The organism is Mycobacterium sp. E2238, assembly GCF_001672665.1.
Taxonomy (GTDB): Bacteria; Actinomycetota; Actinomycetes; order Mycobacteriales; family Mycobacteriaceae; genus Mycobacterium.
Genome location: NZ_LZKF01000107.1, coordinates 1 through 25,662, shown reverse-complemented (window position 1 = coordinate 25,662; position 25,662 = coordinate 1). Strand labels below are relative to the sequence as shown.

29 protein-coding genes and 1 tRNA gene are annotated in these 25,662 nt (G+C 66.4%); 14 read left to right on the top strand and 16 right to left on the bottom strand.

Annotation, left to right across the window (positions count from 1 at the left end):
* The first annotated feature begins 27 nt into the window (after positions 1 to 27).
* From A5711_RS08915 to A5711_RS08895, 5 genes are all read left to right on the top strand, one after another.
* The gene (locus A5711_RS08915) at positions 28 to 645 is read left to right on the top strand and encodes a hypothetical protein (protein ID WP_067945564.1); all 618 of its coding nucleotides are present in this window, start codon (positions 28 to 30) and stop codon (positions 643 to 645) included.
* A gap of 106 nt (positions 646 to 751) precedes the next feature.
* Positions 752 to 2,224 carry a hypothetical protein gene (locus tag A5711_RS08910; RefSeq protein WP_067945562.1) on the top strand — a complete coding sequence of 491 codons (1,473 nt, stop codon included), beginning with the start codon at positions 752 to 754 and terminating at the stop codon, positions 2,222 to 2,224.
* Between the two features lie 100 nt (positions 2,225 to 2,324).
* Positions 2,325 to 2,762 carry a hypothetical protein gene (locus A5711_RS08905; RefSeq protein ID WP_067945560.1) on the top strand — a complete coding sequence of 146 codons (438 nt, stop codon included), beginning with the start codon at positions 2,325 to 2,327 and terminating at the stop codon, positions 2,760 to 2,762.
* A 218-nt stretch (positions 2,763 to 2,980) separates the two neighbouring features.
* Positions 2,981 to 3,379 (top strand): MmpS family transport accessory protein, encoded by a 399-nt coding sequence (locus tag A5711_RS08900; RefSeq protein WP_067945558.1) that lies wholly within the window; start codon positions 2,981 to 2,983, stop codon positions 3,377 to 3,379.
* Positions 3,376 to 6,204, top strand: a complete 2,829-nt coding sequence (locus tag A5711_RS08895; protein ID WP_067945556.1) for an RND family transporter — start codon at positions 3,376 to 3,378, stop codon at positions 6,202 to 6,204. Before A5711_RS08900 ends, A5711_RS08895 begins: the two co-directional genes overlap by 4 nt.
* Here the strand turns inward: A5711_RS08895 and A5711_RS08890 are convergent.
* From A5711_RS08890 to A5711_RS08880, 3 genes are all read right to left on the bottom strand, one after another.
* Positions 6,201 to 6,941: an SDR family NAD(P)-dependent oxidoreductase gene (locus tag A5711_RS08890; protein ID WP_067945553.1), complete on the bottom strand. Its 741-nt coding sequence runs from the start codon at positions 6,939 to 6,941 to the stop codon at positions 6,201 to 6,203. The genes A5711_RS08895 and A5711_RS08890 overlap by 4 nt on opposite strands.
* 9 nt (positions 6,942 to 6,950) lie before the next feature.
* Positions 6,951 to 7,193 (bottom strand): hypothetical protein, encoded by a 243-nt coding sequence (locus A5711_RS08885; protein WP_067945551.1) that lies wholly within the window; start codon positions 7,191 to 7,193, stop codon positions 6,951 to 6,953.
* A gap of 85 nt (positions 7,194 to 7,278) precedes the next feature.
* Entirely contained in the window at positions 7,279 to 7,473 is a 195-nt protein-coding gene (locus A5711_RS08880) for a long chain fatty acid-CoA synthetase Faa4p (RefSeq protein WP_067945713.1), read from the bottom strand.
* Positions 7,474 to 7,697: 224 nt separating this feature from the next.
* On the opposite strand from A5711_RS08880, the gene A5711_RS08875 reads away from it, so the two are divergent.
* Positions 7,698 to 8,027, top strand: a complete 330-nt coding sequence (locus tag A5711_RS08875) for a hypothetical protein (protein ID WP_067945549.1) — start codon at positions 7,698 to 7,700, stop codon at positions 8,025 to 8,027.
* 2 nt (positions 8,028 to 8,029) lie between these two features.
* Here the strand turns inward: A5711_RS08875 and A5711_RS08870 are convergent, their stop codons facing one another.
* A complete protein-coding gene (locus A5711_RS08870) occupies positions 8,030 to 8,515 on the bottom strand; it encodes a MarR family winged helix-turn-helix transcriptional regulator (protein WP_067945711.1) in 486 nt (161 codons plus the stop codon).
* Between the two features lie 135 nt (positions 8,516 to 8,650).
* Here A5711_RS08870 and A5711_RS08865 point away from each other — a divergent pair, with 135 nt between their 5' ends.
* The gene (locus A5711_RS08865; RefSeq protein ID WP_067945547.1) at positions 8,651 to 9,595 is read left to right on the top strand and encodes an NADP-dependent oxidoreductase; all 945 of its coding nucleotides are present in this window, start codon (positions 8,651 to 8,653) and stop codon (positions 9,593 to 9,595) included.
* A 44-nt stretch (positions 9,596 to 9,639) separates the two neighbouring features.
* Here A5711_RS08865 and A5711_RS08860 read toward each other — a convergent pair whose 3' ends face one another.
* From A5711_RS08860 to A5711_RS08850, 3 genes are read right to left on the bottom strand one after another with little or no spacing between them, the layout of a single operon-like run.
* Positions 9,640 to 10,848: an NAD(P)/FAD-dependent oxidoreductase gene (locus A5711_RS08860; RefSeq protein ID WP_067945545.1), complete on the bottom strand. Its 1,209-nt coding sequence runs from the start codon at positions 10,846 to 10,848 to the stop codon at positions 9,640 to 9,642.
* Between the two features lie 3 nt (positions 10,849 to 10,851).
* Positions 10,852 to 11,040, bottom strand: coding sequence for a ferredoxin (locus tag A5711_RS08855; protein ID WP_067945543.1), 189 nt, complete (start codon positions 11,038 to 11,040; stop codon positions 10,852 to 10,854).
* Positions 11,037 to 12,002, bottom strand: coding sequence for a metal-dependent hydrolase (locus A5711_RS08850; RefSeq protein ID WP_067945541.1), 966 nt, complete (start codon positions 12,000 to 12,002; stop codon positions 11,037 to 11,039). The genes A5711_RS08855 and A5711_RS08850 overlap by 4 nt, the downstream gene beginning before the upstream one ends.
* A 252-nt stretch (positions 12,003 to 12,254) precedes the next feature.
* On the opposite strand from A5711_RS08850, the gene A5711_RS08845 reads away from it, so the two are divergent.
* Positions 12,255 to 13,082, top strand: coding sequence for a DUF1906 domain-containing protein (locus A5711_RS08845; RefSeq protein ID WP_067945539.1), 828 nt, complete (start codon positions 12,255 to 12,257; stop codon positions 13,080 to 13,082).
* 31 nt (positions 13,083 to 13,113) lie between these two features.
* On the opposite strand, the gene A5711_RS08840 is transcribed toward A5711_RS08845, so the two are convergent.
* The 3 genes from A5711_RS08840 to pgm all read right to left on the bottom strand — a co-directional run bounded on the left by A5711_RS08840 (position 13,114) and on the right by pgm (position 16,130).
* A tRNA-Ala gene (locus tag A5711_RS08840) sits at positions 13,114 to 13,186 on the bottom strand.
* Between the two features lie 53 nt (positions 13,187 to 13,239).
* Positions 13,240 to 14,409: an MFS transporter gene (locus A5711_RS08835; RefSeq protein WP_067945537.1), complete on the bottom strand. Its 1,170-nt coding sequence runs from the start codon at positions 14,407 to 14,409 to the stop codon at positions 13,240 to 13,242.
* A gap of 92 nt (positions 14,410 to 14,501) precedes the next feature.
* The gene (gene pgm / locus A5711_RS08830) at positions 14,502 to 16,130 is read right to left on the bottom strand and encodes a phosphoglucomutase (alpha-D-glucose-1,6-bisphosphate-dependent) (RefSeq protein WP_067945535.1); all 1,629 of its coding nucleotides are present in this window, start codon (positions 16,128 to 16,130) and stop codon (positions 14,502 to 14,504) included.
* Between the two features lie 104 nt (positions 16,131 to 16,234).
* Between pgm and crcB (A5711_RS08825) the strand changes: the two genes are divergently transcribed.
* Together crcB (A5711_RS08825) and crcB (A5711_RS08820) are read left to right on the top strand one after the other, a co-directional pair.
* The gene (gene crcB / locus A5711_RS08825; RefSeq protein WP_067945533.1) at positions 16,235 to 16,630 is read left to right on the top strand and encodes a fluoride efflux transporter CrcB; all 396 of its coding nucleotides are present in this window, start codon (positions 16,235 to 16,237) and stop codon (positions 16,628 to 16,630) included.
* On the top strand, positions 16,627 to 17,010 hold the full coding sequence (gene crcB / locus A5711_RS08820; protein ID WP_067945532.1) for a fluoride efflux transporter CrcB: 384 nt from the start codon (positions 16,627 to 16,629) through the stop codon (positions 17,008 to 17,010). The genes crcB (A5711_RS08825) and crcB (A5711_RS08820) overlap by 4 nt, the downstream gene beginning before the upstream one ends.
* A gap of 1 nt (position 17,011) precedes the next feature.
* Here the strand turns inward: crcB (A5711_RS08820) and A5711_RS08815 are convergent, their stop codons facing one another.
* From A5711_RS08815 to A5711_RS08805, 3 genes are read right to left on the bottom strand one after another with little or no spacing between them, the layout of a single operon-like run.
* On the bottom strand, positions 17,012 to 17,629 hold the full coding sequence (locus A5711_RS08815; protein ID WP_067945709.1) for a GNAT family N-acetyltransferase: 618 nt from the start codon (positions 17,627 to 17,629) through the stop codon (positions 17,012 to 17,014).
* Entirely contained in the window at positions 17,626 to 18,501 is an 876-nt protein-coding gene (locus A5711_RS08810) for an LLM class F420-dependent oxidoreductase (protein WP_067945530.1), read from the bottom strand. The genes A5711_RS08815 and A5711_RS08810 overlap by 4 nt, the downstream gene beginning before the upstream one ends.
* A gap of 20 nt (positions 18,502 to 18,521) precedes the next feature.
* The gene (locus tag A5711_RS08805) at positions 18,522 to 18,878 is read right to left on the bottom strand and encodes a DUF488 domain-containing protein (RefSeq protein WP_067945528.1); all 357 of its coding nucleotides are present in this window, start codon (positions 18,876 to 18,878) and stop codon (positions 18,522 to 18,524) included.
* A gap of 55 nt (positions 18,879 to 18,933) precedes the next feature.
* Between A5711_RS08805 and A5711_RS08800 the strand changes: the two genes are divergently transcribed.
* Positions 18,934 to 20,208, top strand: a complete 1,275-nt coding sequence (locus A5711_RS08800) for an HNH endonuclease signature motif containing protein (protein WP_067945526.1) — start codon at positions 18,934 to 18,936, stop codon at positions 20,206 to 20,208.
* On the opposite strand, the gene A5711_RS08795 is transcribed toward A5711_RS08800, so the two are convergent.
* The 3 genes from A5711_RS08795 to A5711_RS08785 all read right to left on the bottom strand — a co-directional run bounded on the left by A5711_RS08795 (position 20,205) and on the right by A5711_RS08785 (position 23,045).
* A complete protein-coding gene (locus tag A5711_RS08795; RefSeq protein WP_067945524.1) occupies positions 20,205 to 20,903 on the bottom strand; it encodes a DsbA family protein in 699 nt (232 codons plus the stop codon). The two genes, A5711_RS08800 and A5711_RS08795, sit on opposite strands and share 4 nt — an antisense overlap.
* A gap of 19 nt (positions 20,904 to 20,922) precedes the next feature.
* The gene (locus A5711_RS08790; RefSeq protein ID WP_067945522.1) at positions 20,923 to 21,846 is read right to left on the bottom strand and encodes a CoA ester lyase; all 924 of its coding nucleotides are present in this window, start codon (positions 21,844 to 21,846) and stop codon (positions 20,923 to 20,925) included.
* Positions 21,847 to 22,082: 236 nt separating this feature from the next.
* Positions 22,083 to 23,045, bottom strand: coding sequence for a hypothetical protein (locus A5711_RS08785; RefSeq protein WP_067945520.1), 963 nt, complete (start codon positions 23,043 to 23,045; stop codon positions 22,083 to 22,085).
* Between the two features lie 330 nt (positions 23,046 to 23,375).
* On the opposite strand from A5711_RS08785, the gene A5711_RS08780 reads away from it, so the two are divergent.
* From A5711_RS08780 to A5711_RS08770, 3 genes are all read left to right on the top strand, one after another.
* A complete protein-coding gene (locus A5711_RS08780) occupies positions 23,376 to 23,654 on the top strand; it encodes a WGxxGxxG family protein (RefSeq protein ID WP_067945518.1) in 279 nt (92 codons plus the stop codon).
* Positions 23,655 to 23,871: 217 nt separating this feature from the next.
* The gene (locus A5711_RS08775) at positions 23,872 to 24,441 is read left to right on the top strand and encodes a hemerythrin domain-containing protein (protein ID WP_067945516.1); all 570 of its coding nucleotides are present in this window, start codon (positions 23,872 to 23,874) and stop codon (positions 24,439 to 24,441) included.
* A gap of 39 nt (positions 24,442 to 24,480) precedes the next feature.
* The coding region (locus tag A5711_RS08770; protein WP_197520761.1) for a YdiU family protein at positions 24,481 to 25,662 on the top strand (1,182 nt) is incomplete at its 3' end.

Below are 25,662 nucleotides of genomic sequence, written 5' to 3'. Positions count from 1 at the left end.
CGCGGCGTCCGGGCCTAGGATCTCGCCATGCCGATTCTGGGCAATGCAACGGTCGTCGTCGCGCGCGTGACGAGGTCGACATCCAATGCGTTGCGCGTCGCGCTCGCTACCCCCGATGGCACCGAACTGGCGCATGCCCAGCAAAAGGGCGGCGCCGCAGTGCTGTTCGGTTTCAAGAACGGGGGCAAGAGCGACTACACGTTGTCCGCGGCCAGCGGTGACGAACTCAAGATCGCGGTGGCCGCAACGACCACCATCACCAGCGGCGGCGTGCCCGTGGGAAAAATCGTCCCAGCCGACGGCGCGGCACGCCTGGAAGACGGTGGCGGCACCGTGCTGGCGGTGGTGCGGCCGCACACCGGGCACAAGGCCGACGGCGCCTGGCATCATCGCTTGTTCTCGCCGTCCGGCGAGGCGCTCGGCGTGCTCACGCTGATGACCGTTCACACCGGTTGGAGCGACATTGAATCCGATGCCATCCAGCTGCTGACCAACCGCAACGTCGCCACCCTGAAGGCACCATCGGCCGGCGCGATGCTGACCCTCGCCGCACCGGTCGAGCCACACCTGGGCGACGTCCTGGCCGCAGCGTGCGTTGACTTCTCGGTGCTCCCCCGCGGGTACATCGATCAAAGCCAGACCTAGCGACGGCCGAGAAGGTCCGCCCAGAACGGCACCAGACCGGGGGCGACAGTGGACGTTTTCAACGTCCACAGCAAGGATCGACACCGTGACCCCTGGCAGGAGGAAAGTGACCCGACGATTCCGCGGGCTTGTCCTGGCCCCGCTAACCGCGATGCTGGCGGTGCTCCTCGCGCCGGCCGCCTCGGCCGACACCTACACAGATCAGCTGGTGGGCAAGTTCAACGCCCAGACCCACGTGGTGGCCGACCCGGCGGCGAATCCGCCGTTGCGGGACCCGGACCGGCTCAATGACCAGATCCTCACCAGCCGCTGGACGTGGAGTTCCACGCCACCGATCTGGGTGGCGGCGGTGGCGCCCCGTCAGACCGGGGTGACCACCCCGGATGCCATCCACAACGTCGTCCTAGGGCGCAATCCGGCGTTCAGCGGGATCATTCTGGTCATCGACTCCAAGGGCTATCACGTGCGCGCCTACAACGTGCCCAAGTCGGTCGCAGACAGCGTCGACCCGTTCATGAGCCAGTCGGCCAGGATCCACCGGAACGACCCGCAGGGCGCGACGAGTGAATTCGTCAACAAATTGACCAGGTTGGACGTGTCGTCTGGGGGGCCGGCGGCCACCACCTCCCCCGTCGTGCACCAGAACCCCGACCGCTGGTCATGGCTGTGGACCATGCTCGTCTTCATTGCCGTCGCATTGAGCGTGGTCGCCTTGGTCTCATTCGCTGTCAGCCGAAATCGCAAGCGCCGCAAGGCTGCACAGGAGCGTGAACAGATCAAACAAGAATTGATCACCGCCGAATCCGGTGTCGGGGACATCGACAACGCGGTGCTCACCAACAGCGAAACGGACGTCAGCGCGGAGTCGACCAAGGCCAACGCCAGCCTCTACGACGCCCGAAAGGCTTACGAGACAGGCGACTACGGCGCGGCGCGGGCACACCTGCGAGTAGTGGAGTCCACGGTGGCCAGGGCCAACCAGAAGCTCGGACGCCCCGCGCCCAATGTTGCCGCTGTCGGCTCGGTGCCCGAGGACGAGCGCAAACAGGCCTCGGTGCGGGCGAAGAATCCCGACACCGGTGAGTACGTGACGATCAACAACAACAACTACAGCACCACCCCGCAGCCCGGCTATCCGCACTACTACGGCGGCGGCTACCACAACGGAATGTTCTTCTACCCCGGCTATTACCCATACGCGTTCTGGGGGGCGGGTTGGGGTTGGGCGCTCACCGACGTCCTGCTGATGGATGCGCTGCTGGACGACCATTGGGGTGGCAGCTACGACCGCGGCTTCGAGGCCGGCCGTGACTCGGCGTATGCGGACGCGAACTACGACGGCGGCCAAAGCGCCGGCTACGACAGCCAGCAAGGCGACGTCGGGTTCGGCGGTGGCTATGACTCCGGCGGCGACACCAGCTTCGCGGGTAGCGACGGCTCGTATTCCGGCGGTGGCGACGTGGACTTCGGCGGCGGCTGGGACTCCGGCGGCGGATCCGACTTCGGCGGCGGATCCGATTTCGGCGGCTCCGATTTCGGCGGTGGGTCGGACTCCAGCGGCGGCGACTTCGGGTTCTGATGCCCCAGAAGTAAGGTTTCCCGATGAGTACCGACAAGATCAACCGCGGCATGCTGCCCGCCGGGGTGAAGATCGGAAGCGGTGACTCAGAAGGAGTTCGATGGTTACTGAGAGTTTGTTCGGTCTGCTGACCGTAGTCGCGTTAGGGCTGGCGTTGACGCTGGCCGGCATCGCCACCGTGTTCGTACGGCGTATGGAGAGGCGACCAACCACCCCGGTGAGCGAGCAAATCGGGAGCGCCAAAGAGGTCGTGCGAAAACTGCGCAAGCGCGAACCGATGTCGTCGGAAGAACTGGATTACGCGAAGCAAATCGTCGCCGACCGCAGCTCGTTCATGGCGCTTTGCATCCCGGGCGCGTTGTTCATGCTGGGCTGCTTCTACGTATTCGGCAGCCTTTACCACCTGCACGGAGCGACGCCGTCCGAGCGCACATTTCTCGGGGTGATCCCGATGCTGACCTCCACGAACCTGGCCCTTCGCCTGCTCAGTAGCGCACGGTTGAGAAGGCGCCTGCGCAGCGCGCCGATCGCATCGTAGGGAGTCCGCGTGACGAGGTCCGGCAGGCCGAGATCGCGCCTGCGGCCCGGTTGCAGTAGTCTCTTTACCGTGACATATCAATCAGGTTGATATGTCACCTGGTCTTGCCGCACGCGTACGGCGGTCGGGGATGGCACGAACACAAGGTCAGGAGGGGTCGGGGAGATGAACGAGTGAGTCCTCGTTCAGTCGGCAGGACTGTCTTGGAGCGAGCCTGGATGCCGTTGGTCACCGTGGTCGCGGTCGGTGTCGGTCTGCTCTGCATGTACAAGGTGCACCAGTTCTCGGAACCTGAGCCGGTCATCACCGTCAACGGCCCACAGGCGCCCGAGCAGTTCAACGTCAAACGGATCACCTATGAGGTGTTCGGCTCCGCCGCTCAGGGCGGAAAACTCGTCTACATCGACATCGACGGCCATCCGCATCAGGTCGAAATCACAACTTTGCCGTGGTCCCACACGGAGACCACCACGCTCTCGGTAGCGTCCGGCAGCATCTCGGTGCATGTCCACGGCGGTCAGGTGGGTTGCCGAATGCTGGTGGACGGCGTGATCCGCGACGAACAGACGGACGACCATCAGGACGCCGACGTCGAGTGCAGGGTCAAGTCGGCATGAGCGAGCATCGTTTTGACGAGCCCCGGGTCAAGCGCCCGTTCATCCCCAGGATGGTCCGGGCTTTCGCGATACCGATCATCTTGTTCTGGGGCCTGCTCGCGGTCAGCACGAACACCTTTATGCCCCAAGTGGAACGGGTCGCCGAAGAGCTCGCCGGACCGATGGTCCCGCACTACGCGCCCTCACAACGGGCGCTGCTGCACATCGGCGAAAAGTTCCACGAATCCAACTCGACCAACCTGACCATGGTGGTGTTCGAGGCGAATCGACCACTGGGAGACCAAGACCACCGGTACTACGACGATCTGATGCGCCGCCTCCAGCACGACACCCGGCACGTGCAATACGTGATGGATCTGTGGGGCAAGCCTTTCACCGCGGCGGGGGCACAGAGCGTGGACGGCAAGTGCACGTATGTGCTGCTGCGACTCGCCGGCGACATCGGCCAGATTCAAGCCAACCAATCCGTGGACGCGGTCCGCGACATCATCAAAAAGGACCCGCCGCCGCCCGGCCTCAAGGTCTACGTCAGCGGCGCGGCTCCGCTGGCCTCCGACACGCTTTCCATCGCCAATGCCAGCCTGAACAACGTCACGATCGTCACGATCTGCCTCATCGTGGTGATGCTGCTGCTGGTGTATCGCGCTCCTTCAACCCTGTTGGTGCCTTTGCTCGGGGTGCTCATCGAGATGCTCGTCGCCAAGGGTGTCGTGTCAACGCTCGGTCACCTCGGGTACATCGAACTCTCGTCGTTCGCGGTGAACATCGTCATCGCGCTGACCCTGGGAGCGGGAACCGATTACGGCATCTTCCTGATGGGTCGATATCACGAGGCGCGACAGGCGGGCGAAAGCCGGGAGGACAGTTTCTACATCGCGTACAAGGGTGTCGCGCCGATCATCATCGGCTCGGGCCTGACGATCGCCGGTGCGTGTTATTGCTTGACGTTCGCGCGCCTCAACTACTTCCACACCATGGGGCCGGCCGTCGCGATCACCATGCTGTTCACCATCGCGGCGGCGATGACGCTGGGCCCGGCGGCGCTGACCGTCGGCAGTCTGTTCGGGATGTTCGATCCGAGAACCGAGGCCAAAGGGCGTCTCTATCGCCGCATCGGGGCGAGCGTGGTGCGCTGGCCGGTGCCGATCCTGGCGGCCAGTTCTGCCGTCGTCATGATCGGGGCGATCTTCGTACCGACGTACCGGCAGAACTACGACGATCGCCAGTACCAGCCGGCCAGTGCGCCCGCCAATCTCGGTTTCCAGGCGGCGGATCGGCACTTTCCCAAGAGCAAGCTGTTCTCCGAGATGCTGATAGTCGAAACCGATCACGACATGCGCAACTCGGCCGACTTCATCTCGCTGGACCGCGTCGCGAAGGCTCTGATTCGCCTGCACGGTGTGGCGATGGTGCAAGGCATGACGCGGCCCTTGGGCCGGGCGCTCGAGCACGCCAGCATTCCGTACCTATTCACCACGCAGGGCAGCGGCAACGGTCAACAACTCCCGTTCAACAGGGAGCAGAACGCCAACACCGACGCGCAGGCCGAGATCCAGGCGCACTCCGTCGCGGTCTTGCGCAAAGAGGTCGGCTTCTTCCAAAAGGTTTCCGACGAACTGCATCAGACGGTACTCACCGTCGAGGACCTGCAAAGGGTCAGCGACGACATCAGGGACGAGGTCTCGAACGTCGACGATTTCTTCCGTCCGATCAAGAGCTACTTCTATTGGGAGAGGCACTGTTTCGACATCCCGATCTGCTGGACGTTTCGGTCGCTGTTCGAGACCATCGATCAGATCGACAAGTTGGCCGACGACATTGCGGACGCGAAGGTGTCTCTGCAGGAGGTGGACAAAACCTTCCCGCAGATCATCGCCCAACTGAAAGCCACCGCCGACGATACCGAGGCACTGCAGTCGAAGTTGGTCAACAGTTACGGATCCGCCGATCTGCAATCCGTGCAAACGGAGCAGACTTTCGATGATCTGATCAACGTCGGGAACGACTTCGACAAGTCCCGCAGCGACGACTTCTTCTACATCCCGCACGAGGGCTTCGACAACGAGGACGTCAAAACCGGCATGAAGTTGATGATGTCGCCGGACGGCAAGGCGGCCCGGTTCATCGTCACCCACGAGGGCGACGCGATGGGCCCCGAGGGCGTGGAACACGTCGAACAGTTCCCCGACGCGATAAAGACGATCCTGAAAGAGACCTCGTTGGCCGGCGCGCGAATCTACATCGGCGGTTCGGGCTCCAACGACAAGGACATCAAGCAATACGCGATGTCCGATCTCATGATCGCCGCGATCGCCGCCTTCGTGCTGATCTTCTTGATCATGATGTTCATCACGCGAAGTCTGGTGGCGGCCTTGGTGATTCCCGGCACCGTGGCCTTCTCCTACGCCGGCGCGTTCGGCCTGTCCATACTTGTCTGGCAGCACCTGATCGGCCTGCACCTGCACTGGCTCGTGCTACCTCTGACGTTCATCATCCTGGTGGCGGTCGGGTCGGACTACAACCTGCTGCTGATCAACAGGGTCAAAGAGGAGCTGCATGGCGGAATCCACACCGGTCTGATCCGCGCGCTGGGCAGCACGGGCGGCGTGGTGACATCCGCGGGTCTGGTCTTCGCCTTCACCATGCTGGCCATGCTCACCAGTGATCTCAGGACGATCGGCCAGGTGGGTTCGACCGTGTGCATCGGCCTGCTGCTCGACACGCTGATCGTGCGTTCGTTCGTCGTACCGTGCATCCTGCGAATTCTCGGGCCGTGGTTCTGGTGGCCCACCCTGGTCCGCAGCCGCCCGGCGGTCGCGCGCTAGCCGGCGCCCTTGCCGTTGTCGACGCGATAGACGGCGCCGTGCACGGCGGCCGCGGCATCGCTGGCCAGGAAGGCGATCACGTTCGCCACATCGAGGGGCTGCATCATGCCGCGCGGTGAGGCGGTACGCATGATCAGGTCGTAGTTGGGATTGTCCGGCGCACTGAAATGTTCGATCTGCGGCGTGAGCATGCCGCCCGGGCAGATCGCGTTGACCCGCAAGCGATCCGCGGTGTACTCCACCGCCAGAGCGCGGGTGAGTCCGATCAGGCCATGCTTGGCGGCGCAGTAGCCGGCCGAGTACGCCTGGCCCTCAACACCGGCGATGGAGCCCACGTTGACGATGTTGCCGCCCCGCTCCAGCAGGTGCGGCAGCGCGGCCCGGCACAGGTAGAACGGCCCGTTCAGATTCACCGCGAGGTCGTGCGTCCAGTCCTCATCGGTCATCGACTCCGTCCGGCGCATCTGGTGGTGGCCGGCCACGTTGACCAGGACGTCAAGCCCGCCCAACTCGCGCACACACTGCTCGACCGCGCCGCGGCAGGCCTGCGCCGAAGCGACGTCCACCGATGCGTACGAACCGTTTTGCACGTCGGCGAATACCTCGGCCAGGCGTGCGGTATCTCGGCCGATGCCGAAAACCGTTGCGCCCTCGCGAGAAAACAGCCGAGCCGTCTCGGCGCCGAGGCCCGACGACGCTCCGGTCACCAGGGCGACCTTGCCCTCTAGCGTTGCCATATCAGTCGCTCAATACCGCATCCGCGCAACGCCACCCCGCAGCAGTCCGAGGGGAGCACCGAATCTGGGCCCCCACATGGTCATCGCACGGCGCGCGGTCAACAACACGACCAGACTGATCGCGAGCCGCCCCAACGCCACCCGGCTCGTTCGCCCCTTCCAGCTTCGCGGCCTCGCCCCAGCGCGCCGGCCGAGGCAGTAGCCGACACACATCGCCACCGTCAACGCGGCGACTGCCGCGAGCACCGTCATGATGATGAGCGTTGTGCGTCACCGTCGCGGCGCGATCACGCGCGGGATACACCTTGGCCAACATGAGGCCGGGGCCTGTCCGCGGCTAACCGGTCTCGCTGACGACGTAGACGGCGACATAGCCGATGGGGATGCCGGTCCAGGTCGCAATGCATTCACGCGCCGCCAACTCCACCGCACCCCGGCGGCTGGTCCGCGTGATCCTGCTGATCTCGGGAATCCGGATCATCCACCCGTCAGCGTCGCGCGTGATTTCGATATCGAAGCACTGGCCGACCATGGGGCACTTCACGCGGGGAGCGGCCCGATGTGCACGGGCGCTGCGCAGTGATTGTCGGCGCAACAGGGTGGGCTGAATGGGCATGGCTGCTTTCGGAGAGTCGCAATCGAACCGCGGGAAAGATTAATGCGCATCGTGGCGAAAACCTAATCGGCCAGTCAGACTGGCACGCAACTGATGCGCACTCTCCACCAGGTCGTCGCCGGGACTTAATGTTTGCGCTTATGCGACCGGTCCAGCCGCCCGGACTCGCGGCGAGCGCCGTGTCCGCGTTGATCATCGGCAGTCTTGCCGTCCCGTCGGCGCATGCGGACGGAGGCTACGGGCCCGGTTCCTACGCGGTGCCCGCCCAGCTCCCCTACGGCACCTACGTCGCCCATGCCGAACCGGGCGACTATTCGGCCGCGTGCATCTTCACAACGTGGACGGGCGACGGGAAATTGATCGCTTCCGACAGCGGGACCCAGAAAAACCCGGTGGTCGCGCGAATTCAGGCTCCCGAGGTGGCGAAGTTCATCACGCACGGCTGCACACCGTTGACGAAGGTCGGATGAGATCAGCGCCGGCGTTTGCGCGAGGCGGCCGAACGCCCTGGTCGAGCACGCATGTGATCGCGGGCGCGACCCATGATGTCGGCCAGCGCGCGCACGTCCTCGCCCGAAAGGGCATCGAACAGCAAGTCGCGGACCACGCCGATGTGGCCGGGCAGGACTTTGGCGAGGCGCGCGTGGCCGGCCCGCGTGATGCGGACGACCGTGGCGCGCTGGTCAGCGTCGCTGGTTTCGCGGGCGATGAGGCCCGCCTGCTCCAACAGGCCCGCCTGATGGGTCAGACCGCTGCGGCTGTAGACCACACCGTCGGCCAGCTCGGTCATGGTGAGGTGACGCTGGGCGTCGGCAAGCTTCGCCAGGATCTCGAACTGCACATAGCTGAGATCGCCCTCGGCCCGTAACTGTCGTTGCACGGCGTACTGGAGCAGGCTTACTCCCTCCATCAGGGCGAAGTACGCGCGCATCTGCGGGGGCTTTAGCGACTCCGTCATGACGCGATCATAATGCTTCGACATTGAAGCAATGTGGTGGTCATCACGCCGCCCTCCGGGATCGCTTCGACTTCGAAGCAAGTTGTACGGACTGCAACCGCTTCGATCTCGAAGCACCTACGAACGGAGAAGATCATGAAGGCTGTGCAGTATCACCGTTACGGCGGCAGCGACGTGCTGCGGTATGAGGAGGTTCGGCGGCCGGCGCCCGGCCCGGGCCAGGTCCTGGTGAAGGTGGCGGCCACCTCCTTCAACCCGGTCGATGCCGGCATCCGCGGCGGCTACCTGTCCGAGGTGTACGCCATCTCCTTCCCCCACACCCCGGGCGTCGACGTGGCGGGAATCGTCGCCGGTCTCGGCGAGGGGGTGACCGGCTGGAAAGTTGGCGACGCCGTCGTCGGGATGCTTCCGCTGGACGCCCCGGGCGCTGCCGCCGAGTACGCGCTCGCACCGGCCGGGGTGCTGACCGCCGCGCCGAAGTCGGTGCCGCTGGCCGATGCCGCCGCACTGCCGACCGTCGGTTTGACGGCTTTGCAGGCGCTGTTCGAGGTCGCCGAGTTGAGGGCCGGTCAGTCCGTTCTGATCAACGGAGCGGGTGGAGCGGTCGGCGGCTACGCGGTTCAACTGGCCCAGCAGGCCGGAGGCGTTGTCACCGCGACCGCCTCGGCCCGCAGCGAGAACCGCCTGCGGCGCTACGGGGCCGACCGGATCATCGACTACATCGACTACACGTCCACGCCGCTCGCCGTCGCCGGGCAGCCGTTCGACGTGGTGCTGAATCTGGTCAGTACCTCACCGGAGCAGACCGCGGCCCTCGTCGGTCTGGTCGCCGACGGTGGGTTCTATATCGGCACCATGACATCGGGAGCCGAGGACCCGGCACGGGGGGTGCGGGCGCAGCGCGTCTTCGTCCGCAGCGACGCCGCGCAGCTGGGCGAACTCGTCAACCGGGTCGATGCCGGGCAACTGGCGATCGACGTCGCCGGCCGCCGCCCGCTGACCGACGTCGCCGCCGTGCACGATGACTCCGACGCCAATCGCCTGCCGGGAAAGACCATTCTCGTTCCTGCGAGTGAGTGACGTTCGGCCAGAACCGGATACGCAGTAGCGGATGCCCGCATTCGCTAATCCGGTCGGCTCGGCGGAAATTCGGCTCGCTTCTCGATGGCTTCGCGATAGGCATATACCCGGCCCGGGATAGTCCCGAGCACAGCGATGGTGCGACCGCCCCGCCCGTACGCGGCGACGAACTCCCAGGTGCCCGGATCGCCTTCGACGACCTCGACCGCATCGTAATCGGTTGGCACGCCGAGCATTTGCAGCTTGACGTCGTACTGATCGGACCAGAAGTACGGCACCTCGTCATAGGACTCCGCGCCGTCCGGCCCCGCCAGCAGGGTCCTGGCCGCAGCCGCGCCTTGACGGCCCGCGTCGTCCCAGTGCTCGGTGCGCAGATGCCGTTCGTACAGCGGGTGCCACCACCGCGCGACATCGCCGGCGGCAACAACGGCGTCCCCGCCCTCGGCCGCGCCCGTCGCGTCGCAAATCACGCCGTCGTCGACACGCAATCCGGAGCCGTCCAGCCAGTCGGTGGCCGGGATGACCCCGAGCCCAACGATGACGAGGTCGGCCGGAACCCGTGAGCCGTCGGTGAGCCGGACGCCCTCCACCCGGCCGTTACCCTCGAATCCCTCGACGCCCACGCCCACTCGCAGCTCCACGCCATGTTGACGATGGAGGTCGGCCCAGCGCGACCCCAGTTCCTCACCCAGCGCGGAAAGCAATAAGCTGCCGGCCTTCTCGACCAGCACCACGTCCAAACCCATCGCCCGGCAACTCGCGGCGACCTCGGCGCCGATGAACCCGCCGCCGACGACCACCACCCGCGGTCGCGAACTTAGTCGGTCCCGGATGGTCAGGCAGTCCTCGACCGTGCGCAGCATCAGCACCCCGTCCGCGACCGGGCCACCGGGCCATTCGCGTGGGACCGCGCCGCTGGCGATCACCAGCCCGTCGAACGGCAAGGCGAATTCCTGGCCGTCGTCGCGCATATGAACGGTGCGTGAGGACAGGTCCAACCTGAGGGCCGATGCGCCGCGCACGACGCGCGCTTCCATGTCGAATTGCGGCGCCAGGTCGACGCCGGCCCGGTGCACCTTGCCGGTGAGGAACTTCTTCGACAGCGGCGGGCGATGGTAAGGGGCGTGCCGCTCGGCGCCGACGATGGTCAGGGCGCCGTCATAGCCCTCCTGCCGCAGCGTTTCCGCCGCGCGCGTGCCCGCCACGCCGGCACCGACGACGACGATCTCTTTCAGGTCTCTTCCCCTCGGCATCGCTCAATCCTTCACCGTGATCGCCTGCGTGGGACACGACACTTGGGCGCCGATCAACTGCTGGCGCAGCTCGTCGGGTGCATCCTCCTGCAGTACGTGGAGACCGTCCTCGCGCACGTCGAACACCTCGTGGCAGATGCTCATGCACACGCCGTTGCCATCGCAGGTGTCAAGATCTACCGAAACCTTCATCGCGCCTTCGCCTTTCGTGCTCCGTTGCCGGAAGTCTCGATCCCTTGGGTTTGATCCGGTGACTTCCCCTGGGCTCGCGCCCGCTCCCGGGCGGCCTTCGCCACCGGCGAATAGTCCAGGTAGTCGATCGCCATCTGCGTGTCCGCCTCGTCGTTGGGATGATGGCTGGGCCGCATGTACCTGACGGGCGTCGTCACCATGAGCTTCCACGGGCCCGGCAACCGGTACTCGCGGGCGGCCCATAACCAGTCCCGCCAGCGCCACTTGTCATCGATGGTCGGGTCTTGGGCCATCAGGTAACGAGCCCCCGCGACCCACCAACCGATGAACAGCGGCGAGACGAACAGCATCGAGAACGCCCTGATCAGGTAGCTCCCAGAGACGTGCTGGTAGACGTCGTACACCAGCGAACGGTGCTCGACCTCCTCCGCGCCGTGCCAACGCAGCAGGTCAAGCATCATGGGGTCGGCCTTCGCGTAGTCCAGACCCCGGTTCGTCAGCACCCACTGGCCCAACATCGCGGTGTAATGTTCCAGCGCGGCCACATCGGCCAGCCGCCGGTACAGCCACCACCGCTTCATGGCAGGCGGAAACCACTTGGGCGCGTCGCCCAGCGTCATCGACAACAGCCTGCCGAGCCGATCGGTATACGGCTTGGTCTCGATGCCCTGCTCGGCCAGGTGGTCCAGCACCACCTGATGCGCCCACGCATGCCAGGACTCCTGCTGGATGAACGGCTTGATGGCCGCCTCCAACTCCGGGTCCTCGACCAGCGACGACGCTTCGAGCACGGCCTTGATGAAGTGCCGCTCGCCCTCCGGCAGCAACAGATGCAGGACGTTGATCATGTGCGTCGAGAACGGGTCGTCGGGCACCCAGTGCACCGGCGTCTCCGACCAATCGAACCGGACCATCCTGCGATATGTGGGGTGTCCATCGTGATGAAGTTGGACCTCGGGCATCAGAAGCTCCCTCCCGCCGACAGGCTGTGCGGGCATAGATTCTCGCGAACAAGCGTTCACTCGGCCGCGTACCCACACGAGTGGCGGGTTATGCGTACCAGGGGTACCGGGATGCTGAGAGTTCCCTGCCGACGGAATCGTCGCTGACGCTTCCAGCCATTGACTCAGGTCGGTGAACGACACGGGATCGATTTGATATCGACTACAGCACGACACTTCTGTTAACAAAAATCACAAACTTAACATCACGCGATGCAGGACTTGTCGGTGACCGTGCGCTTGCCCCGGTCGCGCCCTCTCCCCCGACGCGACGTATTGCGCTACGCCATCGCTATATCTGCACTGCCGGCGTTGTATGCGGCATCAGCCAGTGTCGCCATCCCTACGGCGGATGCCGTTCCTACGACGGCTGCCACCACTCCCAAACTGATCGACTTCGCCATGCGCCAAATTCCAGCGGAGCAGATTCGAGCTGCCGGCTACGCCGGGGTCATCAACTACGTGTCGTTATCGCGTCCCGGCTCGTCCATGGGCGCCAAGCCGATCACCCGGCCTTACGCCGAGCAGCTGACCGCTGCCGGGCTGATGATCGTCAGCAATTACCAATACGGTAAGCCGGGCGGGACGGCACCATCGGACTTCAGGCGCGGGTTCGAGGGCGGTGTTGCCGATGCGCGCACCGCCTGGGGCCTGCACACCGCGGCGGGTGGCGGTCAGAGCGCCCCGATCTTCTTCAGCGTCGACGAGGACATAGACCACGACACTTGGAACAACTTGGCGGTCAAGTGGTTTCGCGGAATCAATTCGGTGCTGGGAGTGCAGCGCACCGGTGTCTACGGCGGTCTCGATGTGTGCCGATGGGCCGCCGCCGACGGCGTTATCGGCAATTCGCGCACCCCCGGCCACCGGTGGGCCTGGCAGACCAAGGCCTGGTCCCACGGCCAGGTCGACCCTGCCGCGGTTCTCTACCAACGCGTGGTGAGTACGGCAGCGAATCCCGGCCCAAGAGTCGGAGGGCTCGAAGTCGACGTCAACGACGTCCTCGCCGGCGATTGCGGCCAGTGGAACCTACATCCTTAAGCCCACGTTTCGTCGCACTGCCGAATTTCGGTGGAGCTAAGGGGACTCGAACCCCTGACCCCCACACTGCCAGTGTGGTGCGCTACCAGCTGCGCCATAGCCCCAAGTCGTGCCAATCGAAGCTACACCAACCGCCACCCCGGTTCAAAGCCGCTGTTCAGGCCGCCTCGCCGTCCGCCTGGGGCTCCGCCAGGCCGTGCTCGGGATGAATCAGCGTCCGCGTCTCCGGCGCCAGGATCCAACCGAAGGCGGCGATCACCAGCACAATCCCGCTGATGCCGAAGCCCCAACCGAAGCTCAATTCCTCGGCGGCCCAACCGACCGTCACGGAGCCGACGATGGCACCTAGATCGGACAGCATCTGCACCGCCGCCACCGGCATTCCAGCGCGCGCCTCGCTGCCGAGAATGTCCGCCACCGCGGCCTGCATCGGCGACATGAAAATGCCTGTGGTCGCACCGGATACCGCCGCAGCGATCATGAACGCCGGCAACGACGACACGACTCCCAGCGCGGCGGTCGCCACACCGGACGCCGCCAGGCCGATGATCAACAACGTGCGCCGTCCCATCCGGTCGGACAGGTACCCGCTGGGAACGACGGCCACAGCGTTGCCGGCCGCAAAGGCCGCCAGCGCCACCCCGATCATTCCGACGCTTTCGCCCATGACGTCGGAGAGAAACAGCGGCACCAGCGCGACGCGCAGCCCAAACGCCGCCCAGCCGGTCGCGAAATTGGCCAACAGCGCTGCCCAATAGGCGCGGAATCGCAGCGCCTGGCGCATCGTCACCGTGGACCGTGTCGGCGGACGGGGCGCGGCGAGCTCCGAATGCCGCAGGCCATAAAACAACACAGCCGCAACCCCCAGCATCGCGACGCCGTACACGATGAATGGCGCGGTCAACCCCCACCCCGCGGTCAGGCCGCCGACGGCCGGGCCGCCGACCGCGCCAACCATGAACGACGTGGTGAACAACCCGGCGATCCGTCCGCGCGCATCGGGCGGGCTGATGTGGATCATCAGCCCCAACGCCGAGACGTAAAACATCGTCGAGCCGATGCCGCTGATGGCCCGGAAAGCCAGTAGTTGCCAATAGGCCTGCGAATACGCGCACGCGATGGTGGACAACGCCACGATCAGCAAACCACCGATGTAAATCCGGCGCTCGCCCAACCGCTGCACCAGCACCCCGCTCACAGGGGCAAAACACAACCGGCTCAAGGAAAAGACGGTGACCAAGAAAGTCACCGCCTTGATGCTGACGCCAAAGGTATGGGCGAAAGCGGGCATCGCCGGCGAGATGACGCCATAGCCCAGCGCGACCATGACATTCGCCCAGCTCAGAATCCAGACTTCGCGCGGCAGCCGCGGGGGACGGGAACCACGTTCTCCCGAACGGGTAAGCCTGAGCGAAATCGTCACCCAATGACTTTATTAACCACCTCGCGCGCGGCTTCCTGCACCTCCGCCAAATGCTCGGGACCGTTGAAGGATTCCGCGTAAATCTTGTAGACGTCCTCGGTGCCCGACGGCCGCGCGGCAAACCATGCGTTGGCGGTCGTCACCTTCAATCCGCCCAGCGCGGCACCGTTGCCGGGCGCGGCGGTGAGTTTCGCGGTGATCGGCTCGCCGGCCACCTCGGTCGCGGTCACCTGCTCGGGCGAGAGCTTGGCCAGCCGGGCTTTTTGGTCACGATCGGCGGGCGCGTCGACCCGCGCGTAGAAGGGTGTGCCGTATTCGGCGGTCAGTTCCCGGTAGCGCTGCGACGGCGTGGACCCCGTGACGGCCAGGATCTCGGAGGCCAGCAGCGCGAGGATGATGCCGTCCTTGTCGGTGGTCCAGACCGAGCCGTCGCGCCGCAGGAACGACGCCCCCGCCGACTCCTCGCCACCGAAGCCGATGGTGCCGCCGATCAGGCCGTCGACGAACCACTTGAACCCGACCGGCACCTCGACGAGCTTGCGGCCGATGCCGGCGACAACCCGGTCGATGATCGACGAACTGACCGCGGTCTTGCCGACGGCGATGCCCTCCGGCCACGACGGTCGGTGCGTGTAGAGGTAATCGATGGCCACCGCCAGGTAGTGGTTGGGGTTGAGCAGCCCTTCGTCGGGCGTGACGATGCCGTGGCGGTCGGAGTCCGCGTCGTTGCCGGTGGCGATCTGATAGCGGTCGCGATTGGCGATGAGGCCGGCCATCGCGTCCGGCGAGCTGCAGTCCATCCGGATCTTGCCGTCGTGATCGAGCGTCATGAACCGCCAGGTCGCATCGACCAGCGGGTTGACCACGGTCAGGTCCAGACGGTGCCGCTGCGCGATCTCACCCCAGTAGTCGACGCTCGCCCCGCCGAGCGGGTCCGCCCCGATCCGCACCCCGGCCGCGCGGATGGCGTCGATGTCGATCACGCCTGCCAGGTCGTCGACGTAGTTGCCGAGGTAGTCGTGGCGCTGGACGGTCCGCAGCGCCCGGGCCAGCGGCACCCGCTTCACCCCGGCACCATCACGCAGAATCTCGTTGGCGCGCTTGGCGATTGCGTTGGTCGCGTCGGTGTCGGCCGGGCCGCCGTTGGGCGGGTTGTACTTGAAGCCGCCGTCCGGCGGTGGGTTGTGCGACGGCGTCACGACGATCCCGTCGGCCAGCGCCTCGGTGCGGCCGCGGTTGTAGCTGAGGATCGCGTGGCTGACGGCCGGCGTCGGGGTGTAGCGGTCGCGGGAGTCGACCATCGTGACCACATCGTTGGCCGCGAGGACCTCCAGCGCCGACACCCAGGCCGGCTCGGAAAGGCCGTGTGTGTCACGGCCGATGAACAACGGTCCGGTGGCGCCGTGGGCGGCGCGGTATTCGACGATGGCCTGGGTGATGGCCAGGATGTGGGCCTCGTTGAACGCCCCGTTGAGCGCGGACCCGCGGTGGCCCGACGTGCCGAACACCACCTGCTGGGCGACGTCGTCGGGATCGGGCTGGATCGAGTAGTAGGCCGTCACCAGGTGGGGCAGGTCGACGAGGTCTTGGGGCTGGGCCGGCTGACCGGCGCGGGGGTGGGCCATGGTTCTCAATTCTGCCCGTGGCGCAGCTCGCTGACTTGTCAGGTACTTTTCTGACGTCCCGGATTCACCCACCCGTAAGTCCTGGAGAGGGGAAGGGATTACGCGTGGCACACGACTATCGCGAGTTGGCCGCGGTTTTTGCCGGCGGGGCGCTGGGCTCCCTCGCCCGTGCCAGCCTGGGCACGCTCGCCGCCGGTGACCCAGCGAAATGGCCGTGGCCGACGTTGACGGTGAACATCGTCGGCGCATTCCTCTTGGGCTACTTCACCACCCGGCTGCTAGAGCGGTTGCCGTTGTCGAGTTACCGGCGTCCCCTGCTCGGCACCGGGTTGTGCGGTGGACTCACCACGTTCTCCACGATGCAAGTCGAGACGCTGAGGATGGTCGAGCACGGGCATTGGACCCTGGCCGCGTGCTACACCGTGACCAGCATCGTGCTGGGCTTGCTGGCAGTGCACTTGGCCACCAAATTGGTGCGCAGGGTACGGATCCGCGCATGACGGCCGGCGCGCTCACGACGGCTGCGGTATGGACTGGCGTCGCGCTGATCGGCGGCGTCGGGTCGGTGCTGCGGTTCGTGGTCGACCGCGCGGTGGCCCGCAGGGCCGCCCAATCCTTCCCGTTCGGCACGCTCGTCGTGAACGTCAGCGGCGCGGCGCTGCTGGGATTTCTTGGCGGCCTGGTGCTGAACAAGGAGGCGGCCCTGTTGGCCGGCACCGCCTTCGTCGGCGCCTACACCACGTTTTCCACCTGGATGTTGGAAACTCAGCGGCTCGGCGAGGAGCGACAGGTGCGCGCGGCGGTCGCCAACATCGTCATCAGCGTCGCGCTGGGTGAGGCGGCGGCGCTCCTCGCGCAGTCCATTGCCGAGCGGCTCTGAGTCAACTGCGCGGAACGTCCTCGGGCGTCCGGGGCAGCATGTAGAGCGCCATCCGCCGATTCGACATGTCGTGCTCGCCGAGGAAGACACAGCCGCCCCGCTCGCAGAACGTGCGCGCCAAGACGTTGCGGTGGTCGGGGTCGAACATGATGCGCCGACATCGCGGATCGAGGCCCAAGATGCTGCCCACCAGGTAAGGCAGCAGGTAACTGACGTGTCCCCGCTTGATGTAATCCAGGTCGGCTACCGCGACATGCAGACCCAGATCGTGGGGATCGTAGTCATATCGGTTCGCAATGGAATCCTTTGCCGCCCGGTACAACTCGATGTAGGCGCGGGGTATGGCATCGAGCGTGGCAATGAACGGGCGGGAGAAGCCGCCTTCGAGTTGCGCGGCCAGATAACGACGCCAGCGCGCCAAAGGCCAGGCGGACTCCCACGCTTCCACCAGATGCGGCCGGCTCATCCACTCGGTGATCATCTCGGCGTCGGCCTCCGGGTCGGCAAGACGCAACCCATACGGCTCGGGCAATGCGGGTATCGGCGGCGGCGGCACGGCGCGCACCTCGTCGGGGATGTCGGTCAACTCCCGCGGCAGTATCGGATCGGCCTCGCTCATGCCGGTGTCGCCATCGTCCACTGCTCAGCCAGCGCCGAGACCCATTCGGCGGCCGCGTCGGGCCGGTCCGGCGGCGCCGCGACAAGAACCAATTCGTCAACGCCCAACTCGGCGAGGGCGCCGACATCCGCAACGCCCGGATCGCGCAACGCCACCGACAGCCAAAGCTGCCCATGATCACGCCCCGCCTCGGCACACAGTTGCTCCAGCTTGGCGATGCGTTCCCGGACGGCCTCAACGCCGTCGATGTTGAACCCATACCAGCCGTCTCCCCACGTCGCCACCCGGCGCAGGGCCGAATCGCTATTGCCCCCAATCACGATCGGGATCCGACGATCGCGCACCGGCTTAGGGTTCACGCGAATGCCATCGAAGCAGACGAAATCACCGTCGAACGAAGCGACGTCGTCACGCCATAACGCTCGCATCGCCGCAACGTATTCGGCGGTCCGCGCGCCGCGATGGGCGAAAGGGACTGACAGCGCGGCGAATTCCTCCTTCGACCACCCGACACCGATGCCCAATGTCAGCCGGCCACCGCTGAGCCGATCCAGGCTGGCGGCCTGCTTGGCCACCACGACCGGATTGTGTTCGGGCAGCAGGAGCACGCCCGTCGCCAGCCCGATCCGGGACGAGGCGGCGGCGGCGAAGCTCAGCGTGATCATCGGATCAAGCCAATCCGCTTGTGCGGGAACAGCGATGACGCCGTCATCCGAATAGGGATAGCGAGACGCGGGCCGGTCGACCATGACGACGTGTTCGCCGACCCACAGCGTGGCGAAGCCGCAGTCGTCCGCTGCTGACGCGACGGCATCGATCACCGCGCGGTCGGCGCCGGCACCGATCCCCAGGGCGTGCAATCCCAGCTGCATCGCCCGATCGTCTCACGCGTTCAGCGGCTTTTCAGCAGCTCAGCGAGAACGGCCGCCTGGCTGATGTCCGTATCGCGGGTCGCCGTCACCAGGGTGACCACGCCGCGGCCGGCCAGCTTTCGCAGCTCCTCCAGCGCCGGGTTGCCCCGCAGTTCCGCCTTGTACCGCGAGGCGAATTCGTCGAACCGTTCGGGCCGGTGCTGATACCACTCGCGCAGATCCTTCGATGGCGCGACCTCCTTGCACCAGCTACCCACCCGCGGGTCCTCCTTGCGGAGTCCTCGCGGCCAGACTCGGTCGACCAGCACGCGCTGGCCTTCCTCTGGGATGACGTCGTCGTAGACTCGCGCCACCCGGATCCGACTCTTGGCGCTCATACTCGCCAGCGTAGCGACGCGCGCGTTGTCGGTGCCCCCGTTTACTATCGAACCTATGTTCGAAGAATTGACGGAGGGTGACCCGCCGGCCGACGAATCGGCGCTGATAGAGCGCATCGCGGAGCTGGAGACGGTCAAATGCGCGGCCGCCGCGGAACAGGCCCGAGCGGCTGCCGCCCTGGACGCGGCCCGTCGTGCCTCCGAAGCGGCGGCAGGGGTGCCCGCCGCGCGGCGAGGCCGCGGCGTGGCCGCCGAGGTCGCACTGGCGCGGCGCGACTCCCCCGCGCGGGGCAGCCGGCATCTCGGCTTCGCCAAGGCCCTCGTCTACGAGATGCCGCACACCCTGGCGGCGCTGGAATGCGGGGCGCTGTCGGAGTGGCGCGCCACGCTGATCGTGCGCGAGAGCGCCTGCCTGGACGTCGAGGACCGCCGCGCACTGGACGCGGAGTTGTGCGCCGACCCGGCGAGCCTGGCCGGCATGGGCGACGCGCGAGTGGCCGCGGCCGCGAAAGCGATCGCCTACCGGCTGGATCCGCACGCGGTCGTCGAGCGGGCGGCCAAGGCGGAGCAGGAGCGCACGGTCACCATTCGGCCGGCGCCGGACACGATGACGTATCTCACCGCGTTACTTCCTGTGGCCCAGGGCGTTTCGGTCTACGCTGCGCTGCGCCGCGAAGCGGATACCCGCGGTGATGGGCGCTCGCGCGGCCAGGTGATGGCAGACACCTTGGTCGAAAGGGTCACCGGCCGCAGCGCCACGGTCCCGACTCCGATCGCGGTCAACTTGGTGCTATCCGACGAGACGCTGCTCGGCGGTGACGATGCGCCGGCCGACATCTCCGGCTACGGTCCCATCCCCGCGGCGGTCGCGCGCGCGATGGTCAACAGCGCTGTCACCGACCGACGCTCGCGCGCGACGCTGCGCAGGCTCTATACGCACCCCCGGGCCGGGGCGCTAGTGGCGATGGAGTCCCGGGCACGCATCTTTCCCCGCGGGCTGGCCGCATTCATCGGGCTGCGCGATCAGCGTTGCCGCACACCGTACTGCGACGCGCCGATCAGGCACCGCGACCACGCACAGCCGTGGGCGGGCGGCGGCCCGACCACCGCGGACAACGGTCTGGGGTCGTGCGAGAGCTGCAACTACACGAAGGAAGCCGCGGGCTGGCGGGTCAGCACCGGGGTCGACGAAAACCACACCCACATAGCACTATTCACGACGCCGACCGGCAAGAGCTACCGATCGATGGCCCCGCCGCGCGCCCCAGCGATCACGGTCAGCAAGTTGGAAATCCGCATCGGGGTGTCACTCGCACGTCACGCGGCCTAGGTGGCTTGGTCGGTGAACCGCGAAACATCGACGACCTCACCGCGATTGATGCTGACCCAGTCGCGCCCATCCAGGTAGGGACGCAGCGTGCGGCCAATCAGCTCGACATCGGCGCTCGACTTTGGCCGCTGCAGCTCGTACACGTGGGGCAGCTCGGCCATGCCGGTGACGACGTTCCACAGCGTCAGGGCCTTCGGCCCGGTCGGCGGGTCCACCAGGACGGGGCCAAACAGGCACTGTCCCAACAGGAACAGCGTCGGCACTCCGTATCCGCCGGCATCGATCACCCGTTGGTGGTCATCGCGTATCTCGTCGTGGGTCGTCGGATCGCTCAGCGCCGCGTCGAAAACCGATGCCTCGACGCCGATCTCGCTCAGCAAGCGGCGGGCGACGGCGGGGTCGTGCGGTTTGCCGCCGAGCGTGTGCAGTTCATGCCCGGTGGCGGCGTACCACCGATCCAGCAGCGACATGTCCGTTCGGCGCAGCAGCGCCCCGATGCGCATCAACGACCATCCATAGGACCACTCGCGTTCCCACGGGTGCTTCTGGCCCTCTGAGCGGTTGATTTCCTCGAGGCTGAAGAATCGCCAGTCGACGGTGATGCCGAGTTGCTCGCGAACGTCGCGGATCCACAGCGAGGTCTGATAGGCGAACGGGCACATCGGGTCGAAATGAAAATCCACCACAACGCTCATGCCGGACCTGCTTTGCCGCTCAGTAGTGATAGGTGTCCGACGGCGCGGGTGAATGATCCCGTTCTTCGTCGTCGAAGTCCGACGATTCTATGTCGTAGGCGCGAGCCAGCTCGAGGATTTTGGTGGCCCTGGCAATCCGCGGCAGGTCCGACCCGTTGCGGATCTCTCCCCCGTCGCGTTCGAATTCGGCGAAAAACTCTTTGGCCCAAGAGATTTCGTCCTGCGACGGGGACAGGCCCTCGTTCACGACGGCGCATTGGTCCGGGGTCAGGCAGATCTTGCCCGTCATCCCGAACTCCACCGACACGGCGGTCGCTTCGATGAGTTTCAACGCGTTGGAGCCGATTGTCGGTCCGTCGATCGCGCTGGGCAGGCTGGCCGCCTTGGCGGCGATCGTGAAGCGCGACCGGGCGTAGGCCAGCGTGCTCGGGTCTTCCCCGAAACCGGTATCGCGGCGGAAATCGCCGATGCCGAAGGCGAGCCGGAAGGTGCCCTTGGCCGCGGCTATTTCGGTGATGCGTTCCAGCCCGCGGGCCGTTTCCACCAGCGCCACGATCGGCACGTTCGGCAGCCGTTGCGCGGTCTCGGTGACGTGGTCCACCGATTCGACCATCGCCAGCATCACCCCGCCGACCGGTGTGCCGGCCAGCGCGGCGAGGTCGTCCGCCCACCAGGGGGTGCCGAAGCCGTTGACGCGCACCCAGTCGGTGTTGCCGGCTCCCAGCCAACTCACCACGTTGTCGCGGGCGGTGTGCTTGTCTTTCGGCGCGACGGCGTCCTCGATGTCGAGTACGACGATGTCGGCCCGGGAATGCGCCGCGGACTGGAACCGGTCGGCGTGGGCACCGTTCACCAGGAGCCAACTCCGGGCCAACACGGGATCGATGCGGTAGCCGATGACGTCGTCGGGCTCCGTCGCGCTGCTATTGACCTGGTCGTACATTTTTAGCTGATCTGCCGTCTTTCGTAGCTCGTCGATGTGGGGTTAGTGCCTTAACCGTAGCGATATCCCGAAACGGGCGGTCGGGCATGCCCCGGGAAAGCCGAGACGCCCGGGGCGAGCGACACCCCCGACGACGCCCAGCGGCGGGAGAACCCTCGCTTTACTGCGTATTCGCCTCGACGGACGAAGGCCGCCCGGGCGGAGGGAACTCGCCCGGGCGGCCTTACGGATTCCGGCTAGTTGATGCCGACTACCTCTTGCGCGATCGCGGCGACACGCGTCTGCGCGGCCGACACGACCCGCTGGCGGTTCTTGTTCGCCTCTTCGTAGGCGATGATCGCCCGCACGTCGCTCGGGTTGGTGAGGTCCTTCACCTCGGCGACGGCCTCGCTGACGTTGAGCTCGTCGTAGTTGGCGATGGGCAGCTCGTCGGCGTCGAGCACTCCCACAGCAGCACGCGCCGCGTGCAGGGCGTCGGCGGTCTGCCGGGCCCCCTCGTTGCGGGTAACCCTCTCGGCCGCCTCGAGAGCGGCGTTCCGCGACGCGGCGAGCGCACGGGTAGCCACGTCACCGGCGTACGCGCCCCGGCTCACCAGCTCGTTGAACGTCGGCCGGGCCGAGCGCAGCGCGTCCGCGGCCCTGTCGACGCCCCTAACCGACCACTCGACCGGCAGGTTCACCAGTTTCACCGCTGTACCGGCCGCCGCCTGCAACGGCGTGCGGCGCAGCGCGGCGGGGCCGCCCAGCGCATCTTCTGCAAGCACGGTCGTCAGCCAATCGACGGTCGCCGAGTGGGCCGTGATCAGCCGGGTCGCCAGGCTCTCGATTTCGGGGAGCTCGGCCGCGACGGCCAGGGCTTTGAGGTAACGGGCGCGGTCCAGCAACTGGTCCTCCAGGGCCAGGTCACCGAGCAGCGCCTCGTCGAACGGCTGGGCCTGTTCGGTCAGCGCCTTGACCGCGGCGGCGGCGCGGCCCAGGAAGGGGCCGACGATGTCGGGAACGCCGCCGAGCCCGCGGATCGCCTTCTCGATGGCCTCGGACCGCTCGCGGGCGTTCGACGCGTTCTGCGTCAGCTCACGCTCGACCGCCTCGGTACGCGCTTGTGCGATGCGGGTTTCGGCGACCTGGACCTCTGTGTTGGTCAGCTGGTGAAGCGCACGCAACTGCGCCAGCACCGTCGTCTTGTCCGATGAAGTCATGGAAATTCGCCTCCTGCGTTGATTGTTTGGATCGGCACGAAAGCGCCTTTTTAGCGGCTACCCATTCGGGCGCCGACAGATAACATCGACCTCCGCCGTGTGATCCAGATCGCTTTTGCGGGGGCGAGGGCATCCCGGCGCAGCGACCGGACAGCAAACAAGTCGATATCCCCGCGCAAGTTTCACGCCCGCCCTCCCGGGTAGCCATGCCTTGCCACGCCGCCGCTTCGGCGGAGCGTCGCTTTCCGCGAGGACTAGAGCACCCTGGTCCTTCACATGCGTCCCGGCACCCTTCAGGGTTCCGACCGGGGCAAACCACTAGGAGTACACATGCGTAGGACCATTGCGATCGTTTCGGCCACCGGGGCGCTGTTGTTCGGTGGGGCAGGCGTCGCCAACGCCGCCAGTGCGGCCTCTCCCGCGCCGTCGTCCACCACAACCACGTTGGCGGACAACGACAACAACAACAGCCAACACAACGACAACACCGGGCTGTGGGGCCTCCTCGGCCTGCTCGGCTTGGGCGGACTCGCCGGACTGAAGCGCCGCAAGGACGCCGTCACCGGCACCGGTGTCGGACCAGCCGCCACCGGCGACCGTCGCGTCTAGTTCCTTCGCTCGGCTTCAGATCCCCGTCAGGCGCCGCGCCTGGCGGGGATCTGGCCCGGCGCCCGAACAGGAAAAAGGCTTGTGCGTCAAACGATTCCCCGGGCCACCCGCGCCCGCGAGGCCTCGTTTAGGGGCTTGTACAGCGGGTATGCCTCGTCAAGCCGCACACAGCCCATAGTGCGAGTCCTAATCCCCGAGAGAACAGTGAGGTACGGCGATGGCCGACATGATTGTCCAATCGCCCGACGAAGTCGTCGCGTTTCTGAAAGCGCAGCACAACCTCATCGAGGACATGTTCGACGAGGTGCTGCACGCGTCAGATCCGCAGGCGCGCGAGAAGCCGTTCTCGACGCTGCGTCAGCTGCTGGCCGTCCACGAGACAGCCGAAGAAATGGTGGTGCACCCGCGCGTGCGCCGCGAGGCCGACGCCGGTGACGCGATCGTCGACGCCCGGCTCAAGGAAGAGCACGAAGCCAAGGAGCTGCTGTCGAGCATCGAGAAGCTCGACGTCACCTCGAAGGAGTTCATCGACGAGGTCACCAAGCTCCGGGAGGCCGTGCTCGACCACGCCAAGCAGGAGGAGAGCGAAGAGTTTCCCGTGCTGCAACGCGAGGTCGACGACGCCGACCTCAAGCGGATGGGTGCGGCGGTGCGGGCGGCCCAGGCCATCGCGCCTACCCACCCGCATCCCGGCGTGGAATCGGCCAAGCTGAACTTCGCTCTGGGGCCGTTCGCGTCGATGCTCGATCGCGCCCGCGACCTCATCGGGCAGGCCCTGGGCTCGTAGGAATTCCGTAGGCTCGTTGAGGTGAGTGCCGCCCCGGATATGACCGTTGCCCTACAGGACCGGTTTTTCCGCGAATTGCCGGAGATGGCCGTCCGCTGGAAAGCTGAGGCGCCCGCCGACTTGCGGCTGCTTGCCCTCAACGAGCGGCTTGCCGCCGAACTCGGCCTGGACGCCGGCTGGCTGCGAAGTCCCGAAGGGATGCGCTTCTTGGTGGGCGACTTGGTCCCCAGCAGCGCCGTTCCGGTGGCCCAGGCCTATTCGGGGCATCAGTTCGGCGGCTTCGTCCCCCGGCTCGGCGACGGGCGCGCACTGTTGCTCGGGGAGCTCGTCGACGACGATGGTCGGCTGCGCGACATCCACCTGAAAGGCTCGGGGCCCACGCCGTTCGCCCGCGGCGGGGACGGCCTGGCGGCCGTCGGGCCCATGCTGCGCGAGTACATCGTCAGCGAGGCGATGCATGCGCTCGGGGTGCCGACGACGCGATCGCTGGCCGTCGTGGGCACCGGGCGCCCGGTGCTTCGTGAGGCGGAGCTGCCCGGCGCCGTGCTGACCCGCGTGGCCAGCAGCCACCTGCGGGTGGGCAGCTTCCAGTTCGCCGCGTCCACCGGCGACGGGGGCCTGCTGCGCCGCCTCGCCGACCATGCGATCGCCCGCCACCACCCCAGTGCCGCGGACGCCGAACGCCCTTACCTCGCGCTGTTCGAAGGGGTGGTCGCAGTCCAGGCATCGCTCGTCGCGCGCTGGATGCTGATCGGATTCGTCCATGGGGTGATGAACACCGACAACATGACGATCTCCGGCGAAACGATCGACTACGGACCGTGCGCCTTCATGGAGGCGTACGACCCCGACACGGTGTTCAGTTCCATCGACTTCTGGGGGCGCTACGCCTACGGCAACCAGCCGCTCGTCGCCGGCTGGAACCTCGCCCGTTTCGCCGAGACGCTGCTTCCGCTGCTGTCCGACGATGTCGAGGAGGGGGTCGCGCTCGCGGAGAATTCGTTCGGGGTCTTCCAGCGCGAATACGACGCCGTGTGGTTGTCCGGAATGCGGGCCAAATTGGGTTTGCCCGCGGACGTGGAAAGCCAAGAGCTGAAAACACTTTCCGACGAGCTGCTCGTCCTGTTCAAGGACAGCCACGTCGACTACACGTCGTTTTTCCGCCACCTCGGCCGCGCGGCACGAGGCGATGCCGAACCGGCGAGGTCGATGAACAAGCCG

Coding starts and splice junctions, on each gene's coding strand:
- A5711_RS08915 (WP_067945564.1), top strand. CDS start 28: ATGCCGATTCTGGGCAATGCAACGGTCGTCGTCGCGCGCGTGACGAGG.
- A5711_RS08905 (WP_067945560.1), top strand. CDS start 2,325: ATGGTTACTGAGAGTTTGTTCGGTCTGCTGACCGTAGTCGCGTTAGGG.
- A5711_RS08900 (WP_067945558.1), top strand. CDS start 2,981: ATGCCGTTGGTCACCGTGGTCGCGGTCGGTGTCGGTCTGCTCTGCATG.
- A5711_RS08895 (WP_067945556.1), top strand. CDS start 3,376: ATGAGCGAGCATCGTTTTGACGAGCCCCGGGTCAAGCGCCCGTTCATC.
- A5711_RS08890 (WP_067945553.1), bottom strand. CDS start 6,941: ATGGCAACGCTAGAGGGCAAGGTCGCCCTGGTGACCGGAGCGTCGTCG.
- A5711_RS08885 (WP_067945551.1), bottom strand. CDS start 7,193: ATGACGGTGCTCGCGGCAGTCGCCGCGTTGACGGTGGCGATGTGTGTC.
- A5711_RS08880 (WP_067945713.1), bottom strand. CDS start 7,473: ATGGTCGGCCAGTGCTTCGATATCGAAATCACGCGCGACGCTGACGGG.
- A5711_RS08875 (WP_067945549.1), top strand. CDS start 7,698: ATGCGACCGGTCCAGCCGCCCGGACTCGCGGCGAGCGCCGTGTCCGCG.
- A5711_RS08870 (WP_067945711.1), bottom strand. CDS start 8,515: ATGACGGAGTCGCTAAAGCCCCCGCAGATGCGCGCGTACTTCGCCCTG.
- A5711_RS08865 (WP_067945547.1), top strand. CDS start 8,651: ATGAAGGCTGTGCAGTATCACCGTTACGGCGGCAGCGACGTGCTGCGG.
- A5711_RS08860 (WP_067945545.1), bottom strand. CDS start 10,848: ATGCCGAGGGGAAGAGACCTGAAAGAGATCGTCGTCGTCGGTGCCGGC.
- A5711_RS08855 (WP_067945543.1), bottom strand. CDS start 11,040: ATGAAGGTTTCGGTAGATCTTGACACCTGCGATGGCAACGGCGTGTGC.
- A5711_RS08850 (WP_067945541.1), bottom strand. CDS start 12,002: ATGCCCGAGGTCCAACTTCATCACGATGGACACCCCACATATCGCAGG.
- A5711_RS08845 (WP_067945539.1), top strand. CDS start 12,255: ATGCAGGACTTGTCGGTGACCGTGCGCTTGCCCCGGTCGCGCCCTCTC.
- A5711_RS08835 (WP_067945537.1), bottom strand. CDS start 14,409: ATGGTCGCGCTGGGCTATGGCGTCATCTCGCCGGCGATGCCCGCTTTC.
- pgm (WP_067945535.1), bottom strand. CDS start 16,130: ATGGCCCACCCCCGCGCCGGTCAGCCGGCCCAGCCCCAAGACCTCGTC.
- crcB (WP_067945532.1), top strand. CDS start 16,627: ATGACGGCCGGCGCGCTCACGACGGCTGCGGTATGGACTGGCGTCGCG.
- A5711_RS08815 (WP_067945709.1), bottom strand. CDS start 17,629: ATGAGCGAGGCCGATCCGATACTGCCGCGGGAGTTGACCGACATCCCC.
- A5711_RS08810 (WP_067945530.1), bottom strand. CDS start 18,501: ATGCAGCTGGGATTGCACGCCCTGGGGATCGGTGCCGGCGCCGACCGC.
- A5711_RS08805 (WP_067945528.1), bottom strand. CDS start 18,878: ATGAGCGCCAAGAGTCGGATCCGGGTGGCGCGAGTCTACGACGACGTC.
- A5711_RS08800 (WP_067945526.1), top strand. CDS start 18,934: ATGTTCGAAGAATTGACGGAGGGTGACCCGCCGGCCGACGAATCGGCG.
- A5711_RS08795 (WP_067945524.1), bottom strand. CDS start 20,903: ATGAGCGTTGTGGTGGATTTTCATTTCGACCCGATGTGCCCGTTCGCC.
- A5711_RS08790 (WP_067945522.1), bottom strand. CDS start 21,846: ATGTACGACCAGGTCAATAGCAGCGCGACGGAGCCCGACGACGTCATC.
- A5711_RS08785 (WP_067945520.1), bottom strand. CDS start 23,045: ATGACTTCATCGGACAAGACGACGGTGCTGGCGCAGTTGCGTGCGCTT.
- A5711_RS08780 (WP_067945518.1), top strand. CDS start 23,376: ATGCGTAGGACCATTGCGATCGTTTCGGCCACCGGGGCGCTGTTGTTC.
- A5711_RS08775 (WP_067945516.1), top strand. CDS start 23,872: ATGGCCGACATGATTGTCCAATCGCCCGACGAAGTCGTCGCGTTTCTG.